The organism is Halomicrobium sp. HArcel3, assembly GCF_058933135.1.
In genome coordinates this window covers 678,159-698,322 of sequence record NZ_JBZYDN010000001.1, presented here as the reverse complement: position 1 = coordinate 698,322, position 20,164 = coordinate 678,159, and the positions used below count along the sequence as shown (strand labels likewise).

General features: G+C 67.2%; 16 protein-coding genes and 1 pseudogene. 3 read left to right on the top strand and 14 right to left on the bottom strand.

Going from position 1 to position 20,164, the window contains the following annotated elements:
- Window positions 1–323: 323 nt before the first annotated feature.
- Genes tmcA through AC5FRV_RS03540 form a run of 3 tightly spaced genes read left to right on the top strand, consistent with a single transcriptional unit; the run spans window position 324 to window position 3,260 of the window.
- Window positions 324–2,576 carry a tRNA(Met) cytidine acetyltransferase TmcA gene (tmcA, locus tag AC5FRV_RS03550; RefSeq protein ID WP_493559728.1) on the top strand — a complete coding sequence of 751 codons (2,253 nt, stop codon included), beginning with the start codon at window positions 324–326 and terminating at the stop codon, window positions 2,574–2,576.
- Window positions 2,573–3,064 carry a DUF456 family protein gene (locus tag AC5FRV_RS03545; RefSeq protein ID WP_493559727.1) on the top strand — a complete coding sequence of 164 codons (492 nt, stop codon included), beginning with the start codon at window positions 2,573–2,575 and terminating at the stop codon, window positions 3,062–3,064. The genes tmcA and AC5FRV_RS03545 overlap by 4 nt, the downstream gene beginning before the upstream one ends.
- Window positions 3,065–3,098: 34 nt before the next feature.
- Window positions 3,099–3,260 carry a DUF8014 family protein gene (locus AC5FRV_RS03540; RefSeq protein ID WP_493559726.1) on the top strand — a complete coding sequence of 54 codons (162 nt, stop codon included), beginning with the start codon at window positions 3,099–3,101 and terminating at the stop codon, window positions 3,258–3,260.
- A 72-nt stretch (window positions 3,261–3,332) separates the two neighbouring features.
- Here the strand turns inward: AC5FRV_RS03540 and AC5FRV_RS03535 are convergent, their stop codons facing one another.
- The 14 genes and pseudogenes from AC5FRV_RS03535 to AC5FRV_RS03470 all read right to left on the bottom strand — a co-directional run bounded on the left by AC5FRV_RS03535 (window position 3,333) and on the right by AC5FRV_RS03470 (window position 20,160).
- The gene (locus AC5FRV_RS03535) at window positions 3,333–4,064 is read right to left on the bottom strand and encodes a GNAT family N-acetyltransferase (RefSeq protein ID WP_493559725.1); all 732 of its coding nucleotides are present in this window, start codon (window positions 4,062–4,064) and stop codon (window positions 3,333–3,335) included.
- Window positions 4,065–4,150: 86 nt separating this feature from the next.
- The gene (locus AC5FRV_RS03530) at window positions 4,151–4,525 is read right to left on the bottom strand and encodes a DUF8055 family protein (RefSeq protein ID WP_493559724.1); all 375 of its coding nucleotides are present in this window, start codon (window positions 4,523–4,525) and stop codon (window positions 4,151–4,153) included.
- A 30-nt stretch (window positions 4,526–4,555) separates the two neighbouring features.
- Window positions 4,556–6,226, bottom strand: a complete 1,671-nt coding sequence (locus AC5FRV_RS03525; RefSeq protein WP_493559723.1) for an FAD-dependent monooxygenase — start codon at window positions 6,224–6,226, stop codon at window positions 4,556–4,558.
- Window positions 6,219–7,880 (bottom strand): electron transfer flavoprotein subunit alpha/FixB family protein, encoded by a 1,662-nt coding sequence (locus AC5FRV_RS03520; protein ID WP_493559722.1) that lies wholly within the window; start codon window positions 7,878–7,880, stop codon window positions 6,219–6,221. Before AC5FRV_RS03520 ends, AC5FRV_RS03525 begins: the two co-directional genes overlap by 8 nt.
- Before the next feature lie 2 nt (window positions 7,881–7,882).
- A complete protein-coding gene (locus tag AC5FRV_RS03515; protein ID WP_493559721.1) occupies window positions 7,883–8,764 on the bottom strand; it encodes an electron transfer flavoprotein subunit beta/FixA family protein in 882 nt (293 codons plus the stop codon).
- 145 nt (window positions 8,765–8,909) lie between these two features.
- Window positions 8,910–9,248 carry a 4Fe-4S dicluster domain-containing protein gene (locus AC5FRV_RS03510; RefSeq protein ID WP_493559720.1) on the bottom strand — a complete coding sequence of 113 codons (339 nt, stop codon included), beginning with the start codon at window positions 9,246–9,248 and terminating at the stop codon, window positions 8,910–8,912.
- Between the two features lie 91 nt (window positions 9,249–9,339).
- Window positions 9,340–10,152, bottom strand: a pseudogene (locus AC5FRV_RS03505) (alpha/beta fold hydrolase); the annotation flags it as partial.
- Complete coding sequence (locus tag AC5FRV_RS03500) at window positions 10,134–11,864, bottom strand: glutamate--tRNA ligase (protein WP_493559719.1); 1,731 nt, start codon at window positions 11,862–11,864, stop codon at window positions 10,134–10,136. The gene AC5FRV_RS03500 and the pseudogene AC5FRV_RS03505, both read right to left, overlap by 19 nt.
- A gap of 448 nt (window positions 11,865–12,312) precedes the next feature.
- Entirely contained in the window at window positions 12,313–13,353 is a 1,041-nt protein-coding gene (gene idsA3 / locus AC5FRV_RS03495) for a geranylfarnesyl diphosphate synthase (RefSeq protein ID WP_493559718.1), read from the bottom strand.
- Between the two features lies 1 nt (window position 13,354).
- On the bottom strand, window positions 13,355–14,701 hold the full coding sequence (locus AC5FRV_RS03490) for an RNase J family beta-CASP ribonuclease (protein WP_493559717.1): 1,347 nt from the start codon (window positions 14,699–14,701) through the stop codon (window positions 13,355–13,357).
- 727 nt (window positions 14,702–15,428) lie between these two features.
- Complete coding sequence (locus tag AC5FRV_RS03485; protein WP_493559716.1) at window positions 15,429–16,709, bottom strand: hypothetical protein; 1,281 nt, start codon at window positions 16,707–16,709, stop codon at window positions 15,429–15,431.
- Window positions 16,710–16,761: 52 nt separating this feature from the next.
- Window positions 16,762–17,535, bottom strand: coding sequence for an isopentenyl phosphate kinase (locus tag AC5FRV_RS03480; protein WP_493559715.1), 774 nt, complete (start codon window positions 17,533–17,535; stop codon window positions 16,762–16,764).
- Window positions 17,532–18,515 carry a mevalonate kinase gene (mvk, locus tag AC5FRV_RS03475; protein ID WP_493559714.1) on the bottom strand — a complete coding sequence of 328 codons (984 nt, stop codon included), beginning with the start codon at window positions 18,513–18,515 and terminating at the stop codon, window positions 17,532–17,534. The genes AC5FRV_RS03480 and mvk overlap by 4 nt, the downstream gene beginning before the upstream one ends.
- Window positions 18,516–18,816: 301 nt before the next feature.
- Entirely contained in the window at window positions 18,817–20,160 is a 1,344-nt protein-coding gene (locus AC5FRV_RS03470; RefSeq protein ID WP_493559713.1) for a cytochrome P450, read from the bottom strand.
- Window positions 20,161–20,164: the final 4 nt, after the last annotated feature.

Genomic DNA, 20,164 nt, shown 5'->3' with positions numbered 1-20,164 from the left:
ATCACCTCCTGCACACGGGCTCGGGCTCCCCCGCCAGTGCGAGAACGCGGTTGTCCGGGACCTCCACGTGAGGCGTGCGGAGACCGGGGCACGTTCCCGCCTCCGTCCGCGACGGACGGCATAGTCCTTGAGAAGGCTGGGAGCTTCATCAACCCGGCGCAGGCTGTATACCACGGTTGCACATCACTCCTTAAAAGCGCTTTCAAACGCCGTACGGCGTGTCACGCCGGAACACGCCAGGGAAGCGCCCGGAAACGATCTGATCAGTACCGGTCGCCCATCGGACCGTCACGCCCATGACGCTCCACGGTGGAATCACCAGCATGAACGACCTCGCACGCGCGGTACGGGACGAGGCACGGCGGACGGACGAGCGCAGGGTGCTCGTCCTGGCCGGGTCCCCGGACGCGACGCGCGAGGCTGCACGGAGAGCCCTCTCGGCCGCCGATGTTCCCATCGACGAGACGACCGTCGTCGGCACCGAAGGTTTCCTGGCCTGCGAGCACCTCGAACCAGTCCACGCCGGCACCCTGCTCGGACGAACGCGGACCGCGGTCGTCCTCGACGCCCACGACTCGTTCCGGCCGAACGTGCTCGGCGCGTCGGTCGGTGCGGTGGACGGCGGTGGACTCCTGATCCTCCTCACGCCGCCGCTCGACAGGTGGCCGGACCGCCGAGACGACTTCGACGACTCCCTGGCCGTTCCGCCCTTCCACGTCGACGACGTCACCGGGAACTTCCGGCGACGAGTCGTCGAGACGCTCCGCGCTCATCCGGGGGTCGCCGTCGTCGACGCCGACGAGGACCGGGTCGAGACGGACGGGCTTACCGACCCGGCACCGCGCCTTTCCCGCGGTCCCTCTGCCCCGCCTGCGGACCACGAATTCCCCGCAGCGGCCTACGAGGCCTGCCTCACCGAAGATCAGACCGACGCCGTCCGCGCGTTCGAGCGGTTTCGAGACGACGGAGAGCCGACAACCCACGCGCAGGCCCTCGTGGTCGAGGCCGACCGGGGCCGGGGCAAATCGAGCGCCGCCGGACTCGCCGCCGCGAGCCTCGCTCTGGACGGTGAAGACGTGCTGGTGACGGCCCCACAGTACAAGAGCGCCAGCGAGGTGTTCGCCAGGGCCGTCGACCTGCTGGACGAACTGGACGCGCTCGAGGCCGTCGACCACGAGGACGCACCACAGCACCTCCAGACCCCGGCCGGACGAGTCAGGTTCGAATTGCCGGACGAAGCGACGGCCCTGCCGGCGGACCCCGACGTCGTCATCGTGGACGAAGCGGCGGCCCTTCCCGTCCGGGTCCTCGAACAGTTCCTCGACGCGCCGAATGTGGCGTTCACGACGACGGTCCACGGGTACGAGGGCGCGGGCCGGGGCTTCTCCGTTCGCTTCCGTGACCGACTGGCCGATAGCGACCACGAGGTTACGGACGTAGCGATGACCACACCGATCAGGTACGCCGCCGGTGACCCGGTCGAATCCTGGGCGTTTCGAGCACTCATGCTCAACGCGCGACCGGCAGTCGAGCCACTCGTCGACGGCGCGACGCCGGAGTCAGTGGCGTATCGTCGGCTCACCGCCGCCGAGTTCCTGGCCGACGAACACCTGCTCCGGGAGGCGTTCGGCCTGCTCGTCCTCGCTCACTACCGCACCGAGCCCGACGACCTGGCGCGTCTCCTCGACGCGCCGAACGTCAGCGCCCGGGCACTCACCCACGACGGTCACGTCGTCTCCGTCGCGCTGCTCGCCCGCGAAGGAGACCTGCCCGCCGACCTGCGCGCGGACATGTACGAAGGGAGGCGCGTTCGGGGGAACATGATCCCCGACGTGCTGACCACGCAGTTGCGCGACGAAGCGGCGGCCATCCCCGTCGGCCAGCGCGTCCTCCGCATCGCGACTCATCCCGCCGTCCAGTCGCGGGGGATTGGGTCGAGACTGCTCACGGAGATACGCCAGGAGTTCGCCGATTCGGTCGACTGGCTCGGCGTCGGCTACGGTGCGACTCCGGAACTCGTCCGGTTCTGGGCCGCCAACGGCTTTCGAACGGTTCACCTCTCGACGACTCGCAACGACGCCAGCGGCGAGTACTCGGCCATCATGCTCGACCCGTGTTCGGACGCGGGGACCGACCTGGCCGAACGCCACGGCGGGTGGTTCCTGGACCGCGTCGCGAGCGTCCTCTCGGACCCGGTCGACGACCTGGGCCCCGACGTCGCGCGTGCCGTGCTCACGTCCGCGGGTGGGACGCCGCCGATCGACCTCTCGGCGTGGGAGTGGCGCGTCGTCGCGGGCGTCCCCGGCGGCGCCACGACGTTCGACACGAACCCGGCGCCCTTCCGTCAGCTGGCGCTCCGTCACCTCGTCGACCCGGCAGACCCGGACACTCTGTCGTCCGACGAGGAGCGCGTCCTCGTCCAGAAAGTCCTCCAGGGCCACGAGTGGGAGACCGTGGGAGAGGAGTTCGCGTTCGTCTCCACGGCCGAGTGTATGCGCTCGGTGGCGCGAACCGTCGAAAGGTTAGTACGCCTCTACGCCGACGATCTGACAATGGAGGAACTCGACGACCGATGATGGAACTCGTCGCCCTCGTCGCCGCGTTCGTCTTGCTGATAGCCGGCGTCGCCGGGAGTCTCGCCCCGCAGGTCCCCGGTGCGCCCTTCTCAATCGCCGGCGTGCTCGTCTACTGGTGGGGGACCGGCTTCGTCGAACCGCGCCCACTCGTCCTCGCGTTGCTGCTCGCGGCGGGCGTCCTGACGTGGGCCGTCGACTGGCTGGGCGGCGTCGTCGGTGCGAAGGTCGGTGGCGCGTCGACGAAGACCGCCATCGCGGCCGGTCTCGTCGGACTGGTGCTGTTCTTCGCGACCGGCCTCGGACCGATCGGGCTGGTACTCGGCGTCGCCGGCACCGTGTTCGCGCTGGAGTTCTACCGCCAGCAGGACGCCCGCGCCAGCGCGAAGGCGGCGGCCGTCACGACCGCTGCGATGCTCGGCTCGGCCGTCGTGCAGGCGCTCCTCACCGGGAGCATCCTCCTGGCGATGGTCGCCGTGTGGGCGTTCTAAGAAGCGATAAGGGTCGCGCGTTCGAAGCCCACGCATGGAGTGCGAAGAGGAGGGTTGCGATGCCGAGGCCGCAGTCGAGTTGCACGTCCCGTGGGACGCGAACATGCGCGTCTGTCCCGGGCACGCACGGACGTGGGCCCAGAAGGACGGCGTCGTCCCGGCGCCGATGGAGGGGCACGAGGATGCCTGGCCGTAGCGGTCGCTCGCGAGCTGCGACACCTGCGGAAAACGGAGGACTCGCCGACTGAACTGGCCAGTGCTGCCGATTCTACAGCTGCTTGGCCAGCATCACTTCGTCGATGTACTCACCCTCCAGCTTGTAGTGGTCCGGCCGGACGGCCTCCGTCTCCCAGCCGTGGGTCTCCAGGAACTCGATGCCCTCCTCGTTCGTCGAGGGAACGGAGTTGTATATCTTCTCGTAGCCCTGCGACCCGGCCCACTCCAGGCCGCGTTCGAGCAGGTGGCTCCCGATGCCGTGGCCGCGGTACCGTTCGAGGACGCCCACCGTCAGTTCCGCAGTGTGGGAGAGTTTGTCGATTTCGGGGTGTTTGAGGTGGACCCAGCCGACGACCTCGTCCTCGACGGAGGCGACGAAGAAGATGCGCGACTCCAGTTCGTTGTGCCGGAGGAGCACCCCCTCGTTGTCGACGACGTCGGCGACCGTCTCGGCATCGACGTAGGTCTTCCCGCCGATGGCCTCCCGGATGGCGCCCACGAGCCCAGTGAGGTCCTCCTGGCGGGCCTGCCGGATGACGAACTCGACGCCGTCCTCGTCGAACTCCTCCTCGGCCGTATCCTCGTAGGCGATCCGTAATTCGCCCTCGACTTCCGCGAGCACGCCGTCGCGTTTGAGGATCGCCACGTGGTGACCGAACGGTCGTGGCTCCATGTGCAACGACGTCCGCATCTCCTCGGGGTCGACGGACCCGTGGCTCTCCACGTACTCGTAGACGTCCTTGCGGTCCCTGTGGTCGAACTGCGGTGGCTCGGCGAGTTCCATGACACTCGGTAACACGCGACTATACTTAACTGTTTATCACGATCGACTCGCTTGCCGTGTGGTTCGGAGTGACTCGAACGCGGCCGTCACGCCCGTTCCGGGACGCCCGTGAGAATCTGGGCGACATCACGGGCGTTGTGCGTGTCGACCAGCAGTTGCGCAGCGTTACGTAACTCGTAGTCCGCGTCAAGCTCGACGCCGTAACAGCGTGCGTACAGCGCCAGCCAGTCGTTCATCGCGCCCTCCAGCCGGTCGTACGGTGCCGGTGGCAGGTGCACCGACCGTCCACCGGTCCTGATCTCGACGAACAGCGACGCCGTCGGACCGAACCCTTCCCGGACGAGACGCATCGCCTCGTCCTCGTCCGGCGGGTCGGGGGGCGAGTCGAATCGTTTGCGGGCGTCGCTGGCGGCGGCCGCGAGATCGTCGATACGTTCCTCGACTGCATCGTCGGTTTCCATGAAGCGTGCTCCGGGGCGCGTTCGCCGCGATCAGCCCTGTTTGTACTCGACGCCCTTGCCGCCGTCGGGGTGTTCCCAGTGCGTGTCGGCGACGACGGCACAGGTGCCACACTCGACGCAGGGCTGGGTGTCGAGGCTCACGAGGTGTTCCTCGCTCCCGTTGGTCTTGACGTGCTCGTCGCGGTAACAGCCGCCGCCGAAGTCCTTCGCGCTGACCGGGCAGGCGGTGACGGCGGTACCCGACGCTTCGAAGCTGTTGTCCACCAGTTCGATGTGCGGGTCGCCGACGTCGTAGGTCAGGTCGCCGATACGGTCGTCGAGTTCCGGCGGTTCGACCGTGTTGTCGGCGTCGACGCGCTCGCCGAGTTCCTCCGCGATGATGGTGGGGATAGTGACGTACGGCGTCCGGGTGTCCGGCATCACCGCCATCATCCGCGGCGAGGAGAACAGGCGTTCGAGGATACCAGGCCCGAGGAGGTTGACGCCGGCGCGGCCGATGGCCGAGTCCGCCACGGCGTCGGTCACCTTCGATATCGGATCGGCCTCCGCGAGTTTGCCGAGCGTCCGGTAGCTCCGCGGTCGGAGCTTCTCCATCACGCCTTCGTCGCGGAGCTTCTGTTCGTACAGGTCGCCAGCGGCGTGGGGGTCGTTGCGCGCCTTCGCGTCGACGAACGCCTCCGCGGCCAGCGCGCCCGCCGTGACGGCGTGGTTCATCCCCTTGATGATCGGTCCCTGGGCCTGCATCTGGCCGGCGGCGTCGCCGACCAGGACGAGCCGGTCCTGGTGGGGCGAGGGATGGGCTGCCTTCTTCGAATCCGGAACGAGTTTCGCGGAGTACTCCAGTTCCTCGTAGTCGTCGCCGAGCCACTGGGACAGCAGCGGGTGCGTGAGTAGATTGTCGAGCAGTTCGTGTGGCTCTGCCTCCTCCTCGGCGATGGAGTCGAGGTGGAACACGGTCCCGATGGACAGCGAGTCCTCGTTCGTGTAGAGGAACCCGCCACCGCGGACGCCGTCGAACAGGTCGCCAGAGAAGAGGTGTGCATGGCCCTCGTCCTCTTCGATACCGAAGCGCTCGTTGATGTCCTCGGGATCCATCTCGACGACGGCCTTGACGCCCTGGAACCACTCGTCGGGGTCCTCCCAGTCCATCAGCCCGGCGTCCCGGGCGAGTTCGGAGTTGACGCCGTCGGCGGCGACGACGAGGTCCGCCGTGATCGGGTCGAGTTCCGACGTCGTGACGCCGACGATCTCCCCGTTCTCGCGCAGGAGCCCGTTGACGCGAACCTCGGTCAGCAGGCCGCCGCCGGTCTCCCGGGTCATCTCGTGGACTCGCTCGGCCAGCCAGGAGTCCATCTTCCGGCGAAGGACGGCGTCGGACCACTCGCTGTCGTGGTGGTGAAGACTGGAGATGTCGAACGACGCCACCTGGTCGCCGGCGACGTTGTGGATGTAGTTCTCCGTGGTGGGTCGCTCCGTCGCCTCCTCGCGGAAGTCCGGGAAGAGGTCGTCGATGGTGTACGGCGAGGACTCCTCGGCGTAGACGAGTCCCCCCGACACGTTCTTCGACCCGGCGTCGACCCCCCGTTCCAGGACCAGGGTCTCGACGTCGTTGTTCGCCAGTGCCGCTGCCGCCGCCGCGCCGCCGGGTCCGCACCCGACGACGACGGCCTCGTAGTGTTCGTAGTCGTCTGTCTCAGTCATCACTCGCCTCCTGCGCTACCGCGCTCAGTTCTCCCGCCTCGACGGCCTCGGTGAGGCGGGGCAACACTTCGAACAGGTCACCCTGGACGAAGTAGTCCGAGAAGTCCCTGATGTCGGCGTCCGGGTCGTCGTTGATGGCGATGATCGTCTCCGACTCGTCCATCCCGACCTTGTGCTGGATCGCCCCGGAGATGCCGGCGGCGATGTACACGTCCGGTTCGACGACCTGCCCGGACTCGCCGATCTGTCGCTCCATGTTCACGTACTGTTCGACGTGGCCGGCGAACTGGTACGAGGCCGTGAGGACGCCGCGTGAGAAGCCCAGATCGGCGTTCTCGAACTGGTCGACGAGGTCGACCCCGAGTTCGATGCCCGCCGTCGGGTCGTCGCCGATACCGCGGCCGAGCGCGACGACGACGTCGTTGCCCGTCAGGTCGACGCCCTCGTCTAGCTGGTCGGCCTCGAGAATCTCGATCTGGAACCACTCCTCAGGCAGGTCGAGGTCGTGTTCGACGAGTTCGCCCTCGCGGTCCGGGTCCGGCTCGGGCAGGTCGAACGCACCGGGGATGACGCTGGCACCCTGCGGGTGGAAGTCCCGGTGTGGCTTGTCGATACAGAGGATCGTCGAGTACTCGAACCCGGAGAAGTCGGGCCGGGGCATGTGGAGGACGCGCTCGAACTCCCTGGAGTCCCCAGGCGTCCCGGTCTTGGCCGGGTTCGAGATCATCGCGTTCTCGATGTACAGGTCCGAGCAGTCCGAAGCGAGCCCCGAATCGAGTTCGCCCTGGACGAGCGCCGAGAGGTCCCGGCCGTTGTTCGTCGCCGGGAAGACGTTGTACCGGGGTTCGTGGTAGTCGCGCCAGTCGGCCTCGAAGTCCCGGCACATGTGCGCGTATATCTCGGTGTAGGGCTTGTGCCGGAAGCGTTCGAGGCGTTCGTCGTCGTGGTAGACGACGCGGTCGGCGCCGTAGGCGACGGCCTCCTCGGCCAGATCCTCGACGTCGCTGCCGATGACGACGGCGACGACGTCCTCGGGTTCGCCGTCCTCGTCGCCGCCGTAGGCCCCCTCGGCGTCCGAGTCGCTGTTGTACTCGTCCATCAGCTCGCGGGCCTTCCCGAGCATCTCCTTCGCGACGTCTATCAGTTCGCCCTGCTGGGTCTCGCAGTAGACCCACATGTCGCGGTACCTCTCGCCGGAGACGCCCTCGACGTACTGCTTGTCCGCGGTCGGGTGGTCGAGGTCCGGGTACTTCTCCTCCGGCGGGACGTACTCGACTTCGGTCGGCTCCTCGTCGCCGCTCCCCTCGAGGGAGTCGATGCGGTTCTCGATCTGCTCTTTCGCGCCTTTCCGGTCGTTGCCGCCCGCCTCGCGCTCGAGCATGTCCTCGAGCACGTCGACGTCGTCGACGTCGCGGACGAGGTTCGCGATGTCGGCGATGGTCAGGTCGGTGAGGTCGACGGTCTCCGGGTCCACCGCCTCGTCGTCCGCCTCGAGCGTCTCGATCCGGCTCTCGATGAGCGTCTTGACCGGCTGGCGGTCCTCCCCGTCTTCCTCCAGGGCGAGCATCGCCTCGAGTTCGTCGACGTCGTCGATCTGGTTGACCTCCGGTCCGAGGTCCGCGATCTCGTGTTCGGTCGGGTCGATGTCGACCACGGTCAGTCACCCCCCGCGTACGGCGTGACCGCCTCGAGCACGTCGTTCATCCCCTCCTCGTCACCGGGTTCGACCACCTGTGCTTCCCGTTCGGACGGCGCCTTCGGTATCGGGTCGACGCCGGAGACGATAGTCGGTGACCCGTCGAGGCCGATGAAGTCCGGGTCGAGGTTCAGGTCCTCGTGGTTCCAGACCGTGACGTCCTCCTCGAGGTCGATGTCGTCTGCCCGCGCCTGGGTCTCCTCGCGCAGATCCTTGTACGTCAGGCGTTGACTGGCGGTCCGATAACTCGACTCGAACTCGCCGTCGGTCACGACGAACGCCGGGAGGTCGGCCTCGACTGTCTCGATTTCCGAGACGTCACCTTCGACGAGGCGCTTCGCCCGCACGGTGCCGGCTTCCTCGTCGACGTCCATCGCGATGACGTGGGTGATCAACGGTCGGTCGGTGAGGTTCTCGTTGATGTCGAAACACCAGTTGGTCTGTGGACCGGTGTGTCCGGTCTCCCCGTCAGCGGTCTTGAACCCGGCGACGATCAGGTCCGGTTCCTCGCCGAGGTGCTCGATGCCGGTCGCGATAGTCATCGCCGTCGCCCAGGTGTCGGCCGCCCCCATCTCGCGGTCCGAGAACAGGTAGAGGTCGTCCGCGTAGACGTCGCGCATCCCCTCCTCGAGAACCTCCTTGTACCCCGGCGGCCCCATACTCATCAGCGAGACGGTCCCACCGTGGCGGACCTTGGTCTGGAGTGCTGCGCGGAGCGCTTGTTTGTCGTTCGGATTCATCACTGTCGGCGTCTTCCCGCGCTCGAGGTGGCCGTCCTCGTCGAAGGAGACCTGCCCCTCGCGGAAGTCGGGAACGCCTTTCGTCAGTACTACCGTGCGCATCGATATCAAATGCCTCGTGGGGAGTGGTGACTAACGGCTCGGTAATAGTCTTTTGTGCTCGTTTTCCGAAGAGAGCCCCTCGAATCGTCCCGGCGGACGGGTAGCAGTAGCTACTGAGCGGCGAACGGCGAGAAACAGATCCGCGTCAGATCCGGCCAGCGCGGCTCGGGTCGACGTCGATGGCGTCGACGGGACAGACGTCGACACAGAGCATGCAGTCGATGCACTGGTCCTCGTGGGTCGGGTCGGCCTTGATCTCCGACTCGGGGTGGCCAGGCGTGTCGACCCACTCGAAGACGTCGACCGGACAGTCCTCCAGGCACGCGCCGTCGGCGATGCAGATGTCGAAGTCGACGGCCACGTGGGTGCCGTGGATCCCCTGTTTCTCCTCGGTCGTGTCCTCACCGTCGGGCGTCCACACCCGATGCCCCTCGTGACGCTCGACTTCCTCGTAGTTGTCCTCGAACTCCGGATCTATGGCCATTGATATCTAGACTCAGCGTCGGGAGCCTACTTAAGCTTTTGACAGGGGGTATCGTTCGTCGTCGTGGCGTCGGTCACAGCCCGTGACGCCGTCAGAGATGTGACCCCAGGAACTCGGCGGTGAGTTCGACGGTCTCGTCGAATGCGTCCGTCGGAAAGCCGTGGCCAGCGTCCTCGAGTGGTTCGAAGCGTGCCTCAGTGACCGAATCGAGGTCCCGGTAGAACAGGTCGGCCTGTTCGATCGGGAGCACGTCGTCCTCGGTTCCGTGAACCAGGAGCGTCGGGGGCGTCTCGAAGGTGGCCTGCCCGACCGGCGAGGCGAGGTCGTAGGCCGTCGGCCGATCCTCGCGAGTCCCGCCGAGGTAGTTCCGATGGGGTTCCGGGTCGTCGTCCCACCACTCGAAGTCGTAGACGCCGGCGTAGCCGACGACGGCGTGGAGCTCCGAGGAGGCGCCGGGGTACACCTCGGGCTCGAAGCCCGGTTCGTCCGCCGTCACCGCGGCCAGCGACGCCAGGTTGGCGCCTGCCGACCAGCCCACGGCACCGATTCGACGTCCGTCCACGCCGTGGCCCTCGCCCTCCGACCGGAGCCACTCGATGGCCGCCTTCACGTCGACGAGCGCCGCCGGGAACGTCGCCTCGTCGGCCAGCCGATACTGGCACGTGGCGGTGACGTACCCGCGCCCGGCGAACTCGCGTGCGTACCGCTCTAGCTGGTCCTTGTCGCCCTCCACGAACGCACCGCCGTGGACGAACAGAATCGTCGGACGCGGTCCCGATTCGACGGGCTCGAACAGGTCGATGTGGAGCGTCCGCTCTGGCGTCTCGTGAAACGGGAGGTCGCGATGAACCGTAATTTCGTCCGGTGGCGGACTCATCTGTGGGATCAGGGATGTGCGTAGTAGGCGACGGCGGGGTCGCTCTCGAGGTCGTCGAGCCGTGCGAAACCGATCCGGACGAACTGGACCACGTCGTCGACGTCCGCGTCGACGATTCCGGGTTCGGCCACGCCGTCGACGTCCCCCTCCATCGTCCTGAGCCGAAGTCGGGGGCCGTCGGCCGGTGCCCAGTGGACGACGTCGACGTCACCGTCGCGGACGACGTCGATGTCGTCACCGGTGAACTCCAGGGCGTCGCGAGTGTGCCGGACGCAGCCGTACCCTTTCAGCCAGACGCGCTCGTCGTGGGCCGGCAGGTCGTCGCCTTCCAGCACCACGGCGCCCCCGACCGGGATCTCGCGAGTGCCGCGGTCCTCGTGGTCCGGGTGGACCGGTGGTTCGGCGACGTCGGGACCGCCGACGACCTGCCGCTCGACGAGGCCCCCGGTGTCGGGGTCGTCACGGACGAAGAACGCCCGCGGAGCGGCGTCGTCGACGAGCTCCCTGTTGTTCGCGTAGATGGCGGACATCGCCAGATCGACGTTCGACGTCGACGTGCCGAGTTCGACCATCGCGTCGACGATGGCCTCGCCGCGGATACCCCGGCGGCGGAGGCTGGCGATGGTCGGGGCGCGCGGGTCGTCCCAGCCGGACAGCTCGCCGGCCTCGATCAGTTCGATGATGGACGAGGTCGACATCGGCACGTCGTAGGCGTCTATCTGGACGTGGCCCCAGTGCATGACCTCGGGGTACTCCCAGCCGAAGTAGTCGTAGACGAATCCCTGGCGTTTGGCGGAGTCCTGTAGGTCGATGCCGCGGATGATGTGGGTGACGCCGGTGAGGTGGTCGTCGACGCCGCTCTGGAAGTCCAGCATCGGCCAGCAGCGGAACTCGCTGGCTTCTTCGCGCGGGTGGGGCGTGTCGATCATCCGGAAGGCGACCCAGTCCCGCAGCGCCGGGTTCTTGTGCTCGATGTCGGTCTTCACCCGGAGCACCATCTCGCCGGAACTGTACTCGCCATCGACCATCGACTCGAACTCCTCGCGGATCGTCTCCTGGTCCTTGTCGCGGTGGGGACACGGTTCAGCGGAGTTCTTCAGCTCGGAGAAGGTCTCCCCGGAACAGGAGCAGGTGTACGCCCCGCCCATGTCGATCAGTTCGCGGGCGTGCTCGTAGTAGGTCTCGACGCGGTCGCTCGCCTTCAGGACCTCGCTCGGTTCGAAGCCGAGGTAGTCGATGGCGTCGAGGATCTGGTCGTAGGCGTCCAGGTCCGGCCGCTTGGTCTCCGGGTCGGTGTCGTCGAACCGGCAGACGAACGAACCGTCGTAGCGCTCGGCGTAGGTGCCGATGACCGCCGGCATCCGGGCGTGGCCGACGTGCCAGGGGCCGTTCGGGTTCGGCGCGACGCGCATCTTGATCTCGTCGTACGCCTCGACGTCCGGGAGGTCGGGCAGCGGGTGGTCCTCGCCCTCGTCCTCGCTCTCGAGTTCTTCGAGGCGCTCGGGTGCGAGTTCGGCGAGGCGGTCGCGGCGTTCATCGGCGGACATCCCGTTGACGCGCTCGATGACCGGCGCGATGATCCCGGGAATCTGGTCGCCGTGCTCGCGAAACTCGGGGTTCTGGCCCATCAGCGGCCCCATTATCGCCCCGACCTGCGCCTCACTGTCGTGTTTGACCGCGTTGAGGAGCGCGTCGGCCTCGGCGGCCTCGCGCACGCGGTCTTTGAGATCGTCGTCCATTAGCGGTACCGTCGCCTGCCGGAGTGAAAACGGGTTCGGGTTCCGACGCGGGTCGAACGGTTCGTCAAATCTCCGGAAACCGACGCTCGTGAACGGCCTTAGCATCCCCGTAACGATCGAAACGGTCGCCGAACCGCACGTGAAACAGTCGAAACTGTAGTGGAGGAACGAAACGAACGCCGTGAACTGATGCAACGACGTCCCCCGTTTATCTCGTCCCAACGTGTCTATTGGAATGCGACCGGCGGTGGCCTTCCCACCCTGGGCCACCCTGCCGGACGCACGTGAGAGCGGATCGACCACCGCTGACGACATCGACCCTCCATCGACGCAGGGGTGAGTGATCTCGCTCGCAACGGGTACGGACGCTGCCGGACGACGCCAGCGTGACCACTGACGGACACGACGGACCCGCAGAAAACGAGAGAGAACGGAACGACCGGGTGCTTCAGTACTCGCGCTCGACCAGATAGTCCGCGATACCTTCGAGCAGCCGTCGCGATTCGTTGTCGGGGAGCACTTCCAGCCGACCCTTCCCGTTGTCGATGAGGTCGTGGGCCGTCTCCCGGGCGAACGCGATGCTGCCAGCGTCTTCGAGTTCGGCAACGGCGTCCTCGACCGCTTCCTCCGAGACCGTCTCGACGGAGTCGGCGTCGACCAGCGAGTCCACGTCGACGCCCTGCTGGCGCGCGTGGAGCGTGATGATCGTCTGTTTGTTCTCGACGAGGTCCGAGCCACGCTGCTTGCCGAGTTTCTCCGAGGGCGTCGTCAGATCGAGCAGGTCGTCCTGGATCTGGAACGCGCGGCCGACGTCGAGGCCGTAGCCGTGGACCGCCTCGACCGTCTCGTCGTCGGCGCCGAGCAGCATCGCCGGGATGGCCGCCGATGCACCGTACAGAACGGCGGTCTTCAGTTCGACCATCTCCAGATACTCCTCGGTCGTCACCTCGTCGGCCTGTTCGAACGCGATATCGAACGACTGGCCCTCGCAGATCTTGGTACACGAAGAGGCGAGTTCCGAAACGGCCGCCACCGAGCGCTCGGGCTCCGCCCCGGTCTCCAGGATGTTCTCGAAGGCCTTCGAGTACAGCGTGTCGCCGGCCAGGATGGCCGTCGAGAGGTCGTATTCGCGGTGGACAGACGGAACGCCCCGGCGCAGATCGTCGTCGTCCATGATGTCGTCGTGGATCAGCGTGAACGACTGGATAGTCTCGACGGCGACGGCCGCGGCCATCACGTCCACGTCGTCCCCGTCCAGTGTCGGGAACGAACGGTAGTCCTCGGAGAGCGGTTCCACGTCGGCCAGCGCCTCGGCGACGAGCAGGAACATCGTCGGTCGGAGCCGCTTCCCACCCGCGTCCAGCAGGTAGCGCGCCGCTTCGTAGAGTTTCTCCGGTCGCGTGACCGGGAGCTCCTCCGGGATGGCGTCGTTGACCCGGTCGCGACGGGCGACGATGGCGTCTTCGACCTGCTGTTGAAGTTCTGTCATCCTACTCGGTGAGCTTGATCATGTTCCCGTTCTGGGTCACGTGGAGGTCCCGGCCGAGTTCGTAGCCCTGACTGGAACAGAGGTCCACGTAGGGCGCGAACCCTTTCATGTCCTGGTGGGCCGGGATGATGTTCTGGGGCTGGAGCGCGTCGATCATCTCGTAGTGACCCTCCTCGCGGAGGTGGCCCGAGACGTGGATGTCGTCGTAGATGCGGGCGCCCTGCATGCCCAGCAGTTTCTCGGACTGGTAGCGCTGGCCCTCGTTCGTCGGCTCCGGGATGACCCGGGCGGAGAAGATGACCTTGTCACCGTTCTCGAGTTCGTACGGCGTCTCGCCCCGTCCCATCCGGGTGAGCATGGCGCGCGGTTCCCCCTGGTGGCCGGTGACGATGGGCAGGAAGTTCTCCTTGCCGTCGTTCATGATCCGCTTGAACGTCCGGTCGACGGACTTCCGGTGACCGTACATTCCCAGGTCCTCCGGGAAGTCGACGAAGTCGAGGCGCTCCGCGGTACCGGAGTACTTCTCCATCGACCGACCGAGGAGCACGGGCTGGCGGCCGATGTCGTCGGCGAACTCGACGAGCGACTTCACACGAGCGATGTGGGAGGAGAACGTGGTGGCGACGATGCCGCCGTCGTAGTCCTCGACGCTCGTCATGACGTCCTTGAGGTGGCGACGCGCGACGGACTCGGAGGGCGTGCGGCCCTTCCGGCCGGCGTTGGTACAGTCCTCGATGTAACAGAGGACGCCCTCGCCCTCGCGACCGATCTCGCGGAAGCGTTTCATGTCGATGGGGTCGCCGATGACCGGCGTGTGGTCCATGCGCTTGTCCAGCCCGTAGACGACGGCGCCTTCGGGCGTGTGGAGGACCGGGTTGATCGCGTCGATGATCGAGTGCGTGACGTTGACGAACTCCAGTTCGGTCCGCTCGCCGATCTGCATCGTCTCGCCGGCGGACATCTTCTGGAGGTCGTTCTGGACGCCGAACTTCTCCTCGCCCTTGATCTGCTGTTTGACGAGTTCGATGGTGAACGGCGTCGCGACGATGGGCGCGTCGTAGCGGTGTGCCAGCTTGGAGATGGCGCCGATGTGGTCCAGGTGACCGTGGGTCGGCACGATGGCCTTGACGTCGCCCTCCAGTTCGGACATGACGCGGTCGTCCGGGATGGCGCCCATGTCGATGAGGTCGAGCGAGTGCATTCGCTCGGTCTCGACGTTGTCGTGAATCAGTACCTTCGAGAGGTTCAGGCCCATGTCGAAGACGACCACGTCGTCTCCGGCACGGACTGCCGTCATCTGTCGGCCGACCTCTTCGTACCCGCCGATTGTTGCGATTTCGACTTCCATGGTTGTAGGTCCGAGGGAAGCCGTCCGCCTGCGGGGGAGTCCGACGCTACGACAGTGGACAGGTCGGTGCGCGTTGCACGCGACGCGTCCACCGAACTCGGAGGCCGTCCGGGTCGACCCGTAGCCCCCGAGTCGTTCGCTTGGGCCGGGGATCCGGTGATCCCCGTGACGGAAGCGTCCGTCGTCCGCCGGCCGTCTCCCGCATCCACGGACGGCCGTGCGCTCGGTTACGAGGGGCTACGTGGCCGGGTGATAAAAACGCTGGTGGTTCCGGCGACGGGGAGTTCCACCGGCCAGTAGCCGCCGTATTCGACGGGACAGATTCGGAAAACAGCGAACCGTCGTGGGGTTCAGTCGCCGCCTGATCGTGGTGGTTGTAAGCCCGTACCGGCGTCCACGCGAACGAAGTGAGCGTGGGCTCGTTGGACGAGAGGAACGAGTCCAACGGCGTCCAGCCGAACTGCGTGAGGCCGGGCTCGATAGACGAACGGAGTGAGTCTATGGGCGTCCTGTCGAGCGTAGCGAGACAGGGCTCATCGGATGAGCAGCGCGAATCCGATGGCGTCCCGACGAGCATGGCGAGTCGGGGCCCGGGAGACGAGTGCAGCGAGTCTCCCGGCGTCCACGGGAACGGAGTGAGCGTGGGCTCGATAGACGAACGGAGTGAGTCTATCGGCGTTCGACGTGGCCGGTGCCGGCGAACGTCGGTAAAAAGTTACAACCACCACTATGAGAGGCGGTCACCGAGCGGGTCGTCGTCGCCATCGACTTCGAACGACGACACGCCTTCGTCGGCGAGGGTCAGGTCGTCGTCTTCGTCGTCTTCGTCGTCTTCGGGAGTGGCGCCGTCGTCGTCGCCCGTTTCGTCCGGCTCCGGGTCGGTAAAGTTCGGTTCGTCCTGCGCGAACAGATCGTCCGAGCCGTCGTCGTCAGGCAGGTCGACAGCGTCCGTCGGCTCGCTGGCGGCGGGTTCGGTCTGGCCGACGTCCGTCGTCTCGCGTTCCGTCTCGATGCCGTTTCCGTCGGAGGCGCTCTGGACGTCGTCCCACGTCCTGACGGCGTCGTCGGAGCTAGAGTCGGCGTCCGCCGCACCGACTGGCTCGTCCGTAGCAGTCTCGGCCCTCCTGTCGGGAGCCGGGTCCTCCGCCGGCTCGGACGACTGTTCGAACTCGGCCGGGTCCGGCGGCGTCCACTCGGCGCGGTCCTGATCCACCGTCTCCGACACGGCGTCGCCGGTATCGTCGCCGGGGCTCCCAGAGTCAGTGGACGCCGCCGGTTCCTCGACGTCTCCGGTCTGGGTGCCGGTGGCGTACTTCGAGTCCGTCCAGTCGTCGTCGGCCGAGGATTCGTCCACGAAGTCGTCGGCGTAGGGATGGCTCTCGACGTCAGTCCGGGACGGCGACGGGCCGGCACCGTCCATCGCCTGTTGGTCCGGTCCCTCGGCACCGGACGGCGGTCCCCCGTCGGGCTGTCCGGCAGACGGCGCCGGCTCGCTCGTCGGTGGTTCCGGTGGGTCCCGGTGGGCCGCGTCGTCTACCGGGCGATCCGTTGCCGGTTCCCCGGTTACGGTCCCCGTGGTGTCTTCGCCGTCGAGCGGCGTTTCGTCCGCCTCGGGGGCCGCCGCGGGCTGGTCGGCGTCGGGAGACTCGTCGTCCGCCGCCGCTTCGTCCGCGTCGACGTCGTCCTCGCCCTCGATCGAGGTGTCAGTCACCGTCGTTCCAGTCGTCGACGCGACGGCGACGGCCGCCGCGTCCGCGAGCAGTTTGTGCACGAGGCCGAACAGCCCCGACAGGCCGACGACGACACCGAGCAATGCGAGTAGCGCACCCGCGATGGCGCTTCCCGTCGCGAGAGACGCGAGTGACGGAGCCGCCAGATTCAGGCCGCCGGTCGCCGCGACCGCGACGCCGGCGACGACGAAAACGCCGGCCACCACGACGACGGCGACGAGATATCCCAGAAATTTGGCCCCGTACTTGAACACGCCGGGGAGCCCTACAGCTACCATGTCTGTGACAATCATCAACGTCGGTCAAATATGTTACGCCCGCTCGACCGACTTACCGCGTCTCGATGGTCGTTCCCGGCGACTCGCCCGCGACGAAGGCGTCCAGGGCGTCGGGAGCGAAAATCTGGGCCGGGACCCCCAGGTCGAGTAGGGCGCGGACCTTGCCCGCCATCCCGCCGGTGACGTCCGTCGCCTCACTCGCACCGAGGAGATCGGCCACCTCGTCGAAGGCCCCGATCCGGTCGACGACGGCGTCGTCACCGTCCAGCACGCCGGGTACGGTCGAACAGACGCCGACGCGGGTCGCTCCCACTGCAGGCGCGAGTTCGACGACGAGTTCGTCCCCCGACAGGACGGTGACGCCCTCGCCGGCGTGGACGACGCCGTCGCCGTGGAGGACCGGGACGAACTCCTCGTCGAGCATGCCCGTGATCTGCGCCGTCGGGAGTGAGAGTTGGCCGTCGTTGTCCCTGGACGCGGCCGAGAGCGGGTGGACGGGCAACGCCGGAACGCCTTCGTCCTGGAGCGCGTCCACGACGACGCGGTTCAGTTCGACCATCGCGCCGTGGATAGCCAGTGCACTGCTCGCGTCTCGGGTTCCCTCGTCCGTACTCACTCCGTGTTCCGCCGCGTGGTGGTGCCCGAAGCTCCCACCGCCGTGGACGACGACCAGCGATCCGTCGAAGGCGGCGAGCGCCCGCGCCGCGTCCGCGAGCGCGTCGTCGTCGACGGTCTCCCGTTCCGTCTTCTCCGTGACGACGCTCCCGCCGAGTTTGACGACGAGCGTCTCGTTCTCGGTGGACCGGCCGGCGTTCGGCCCAGTCATTCGATCCGGACCCCTTCCGTATCGAGTTCGGCTCTGAACGCGTCCTCGCAGCCCGGCGTGTAGCTCAGCGCGGTCAGGGCGTCCTCGCTCTCGTCGAGGGCGACGATGCAGCCACCGCCGCCCGCGCCCGTCAGTTTCGCCCCGAGCGCGTCGGCGTCGCGAGCAGCCCAGACCATGCTGTCGAGCGAGCGCGAGGAGACCCCCAGCGCGGAGAGCAACCCGTGATTGAAGTTCATCAACCGGCCGACTTCTTCGACGTCTCCTTCGACGAGTGCGCGTTCGCCCTGCCGGACGAGGTCGCCGATGGCGGTGACGGTGTCCGCCGCGAAGTCGTAGCGGTCTTTGACGTCTCGAACCCCGGCCACGAGCGCTCCCGTGTCGCCGGCACCGCCGTCGTATCCCACGACGAGCGGGAGGTTGTCCACGCCGTCGATGGTCCGGCAATCGTCCCCCTCGACGCGGACGGCGCCACCCATCGCCGAGCAGAACGTGTCCGCTCGCGAGGCCTCGCCCTGCTGGACGGCGTGTTCGACCTGATACGCCCGTGCAGCGACCTCCCGGCCATCCAGTTCGATGCCGAGTTCAGCCGTCGCGGCCCTGATGGCGGCCACGGCGACGGCCGCGGACGAGCCCAGCCCCGCCCCGAGCGGAATGTCGCCCTCGACGGTGATGTCGAAGCCCGCGTCCGGCGCGCCCGCGGCTTCCCGGGCCTGTTCGATGGCCTCGTTGACGTACCCCATGCCCGCGTCCACGAGCGAGTCCGAGACGTCGACGTCCGGTCTGTCGTCGTCCGAACTGTCGTACTCGACCGTGAAGCCGTCGATGGTGAGGTCCTGCAGGTTGACGCGGACCCCTTCGTCGCGTTCCTCGACGGTCACCTGCGCCCGACGCTCGATCGCGCAGGGCACCGCCGGTTCCCCGTAGACGACCGCGTGCTCCCCGAACAGATACACTTTGGCGGGAGCGCTCGCTGTTACCATGGGCGGTGCTGTGTTGCGAGGGGGTTAGGCGTTTTCGGGTGCAGGTCGGGGCGCGAGCGAAGCGAGCGGCCCGACGTTTGAGCGAACGGCGAACGCAGAGAGCCGTGAGCAGGTCGGCGCGAACGAAGTGAGAGGCCGACAAATGTGCGAGCGGGAGCCGAGCGTGCGCGAAGCGTCCGCGTTGCTCGAACGGGGAGGAACGACCCGTGAGAGCGACCGAAGGGAGCGACACGCGAGCAGGTCGGCGCCGAGCGCAGCGAGGGGGCGACGTTTGATTGAACGGCAACACGTCGAACTACCCCTACGAGTAGCGTTCTTCGACCCGCATCCGCATCGTCTGCCGGGGATGGATAGTCAGGGACGGCTGGAGCTCCAGCGGTGTCTCCCCGAGAAACTTCAGGGAGTAGTCGCTCGCGATGGTCGCGAGAATGAGTTGCGCTTCGAGCATCGCGAGGTGTTTCCCGATACAGTGGCGCGGGCCGCCGCCGAACGGGAAGTAGGTGAAGCGGTGTCGATCCGCCTGCCGCTCCGGCCGCCAGCGGTCGGGGTCGAACGTCTCCGGATCGTCCCAGAAGCGGTCCGAACGGTGGACGGCCCACTGGGGTAGCATGATCGACGCCCCCTCCGGGATCTGATAGCCCGACAGCTCCACCGGCTCCGTCGGCGTCCGGAAGAGCGTGTACACCGGCGGGTAGAGCCGCATCGCCTCGTTGATCACCCGCTCCACGTACTCGAACTCGCGTACGTGCGCCATCGCCGGCCGCTCACCTGCGAGGACGTCGTCGACTTCCTCGTGGACTCGCCGCTCGACGTCCGGGTGCTCGGAGAGGAGGAACCACGTGTACGTCAGGGTCAGCGCCGTCGTGTCGTGGCCGGCGAGCAGCATCGTCATCAGTTCGTCGCGCAGTTGCTCCGGGGACTGCTCGCCCCGGTCGCGAGCCCGGAGCAGGACCGACAGGAAGTCCATCGGGCCGTCGTCCTCCGTCCCCGTCTCCCTCTCGCGCTGTGCAATGATATCGTCGAGCACGTCCTCGAGGTTCGCTATCGCCGTGGAAAACTCACCGTCGCCGGGTAGCGGCATCCACGACGGGGCCGCGAAGCGGAACGGATTCGGTTCGAAGCGCCGACCCAGCGGGACGAGCTGGTCCTGGATGGTTCGAACACGCTCCTCGGGGAGTTCGACCCCCAGCATGAGGTCGAGGATGACGTCGAGCGTGACCGTGGTCATGGCTCGCTCGACGTCCATCTCGTCGCCGGGCACCCAGTGCGCGACGAGATCCTCGGCGTGATCGGTGATACGGTCGCCCACGCCCGCCAATCTGGACATGCTGAACGCGGGATTCGCCAGCGTTCGCTGGCGTTCCCACGTCTCACCCTCGCTGAGCAACAGGCCAGAGCCGAGCAGGTCGCCGAGCGCGTCGTTCTGGAAGTCCGGCTTCCGGAACCGGTCGGCCTCGGAGACGAGGACCTGCTCGATGGCGACTGGATCGGCGAGCATGTACGTGTCGAGGGGGCCCATGTCGAACCTCGCGACGTCGCCGTAGGCCGACTCCACTGCCTCCACGAAGCGAAACGGATCGCGGGAGTAGGTCCGGCTGCTCCCGAAGAGCGGTTCGCCGTTCGGTCCCGGCGGAGTGTGACGCATCGGA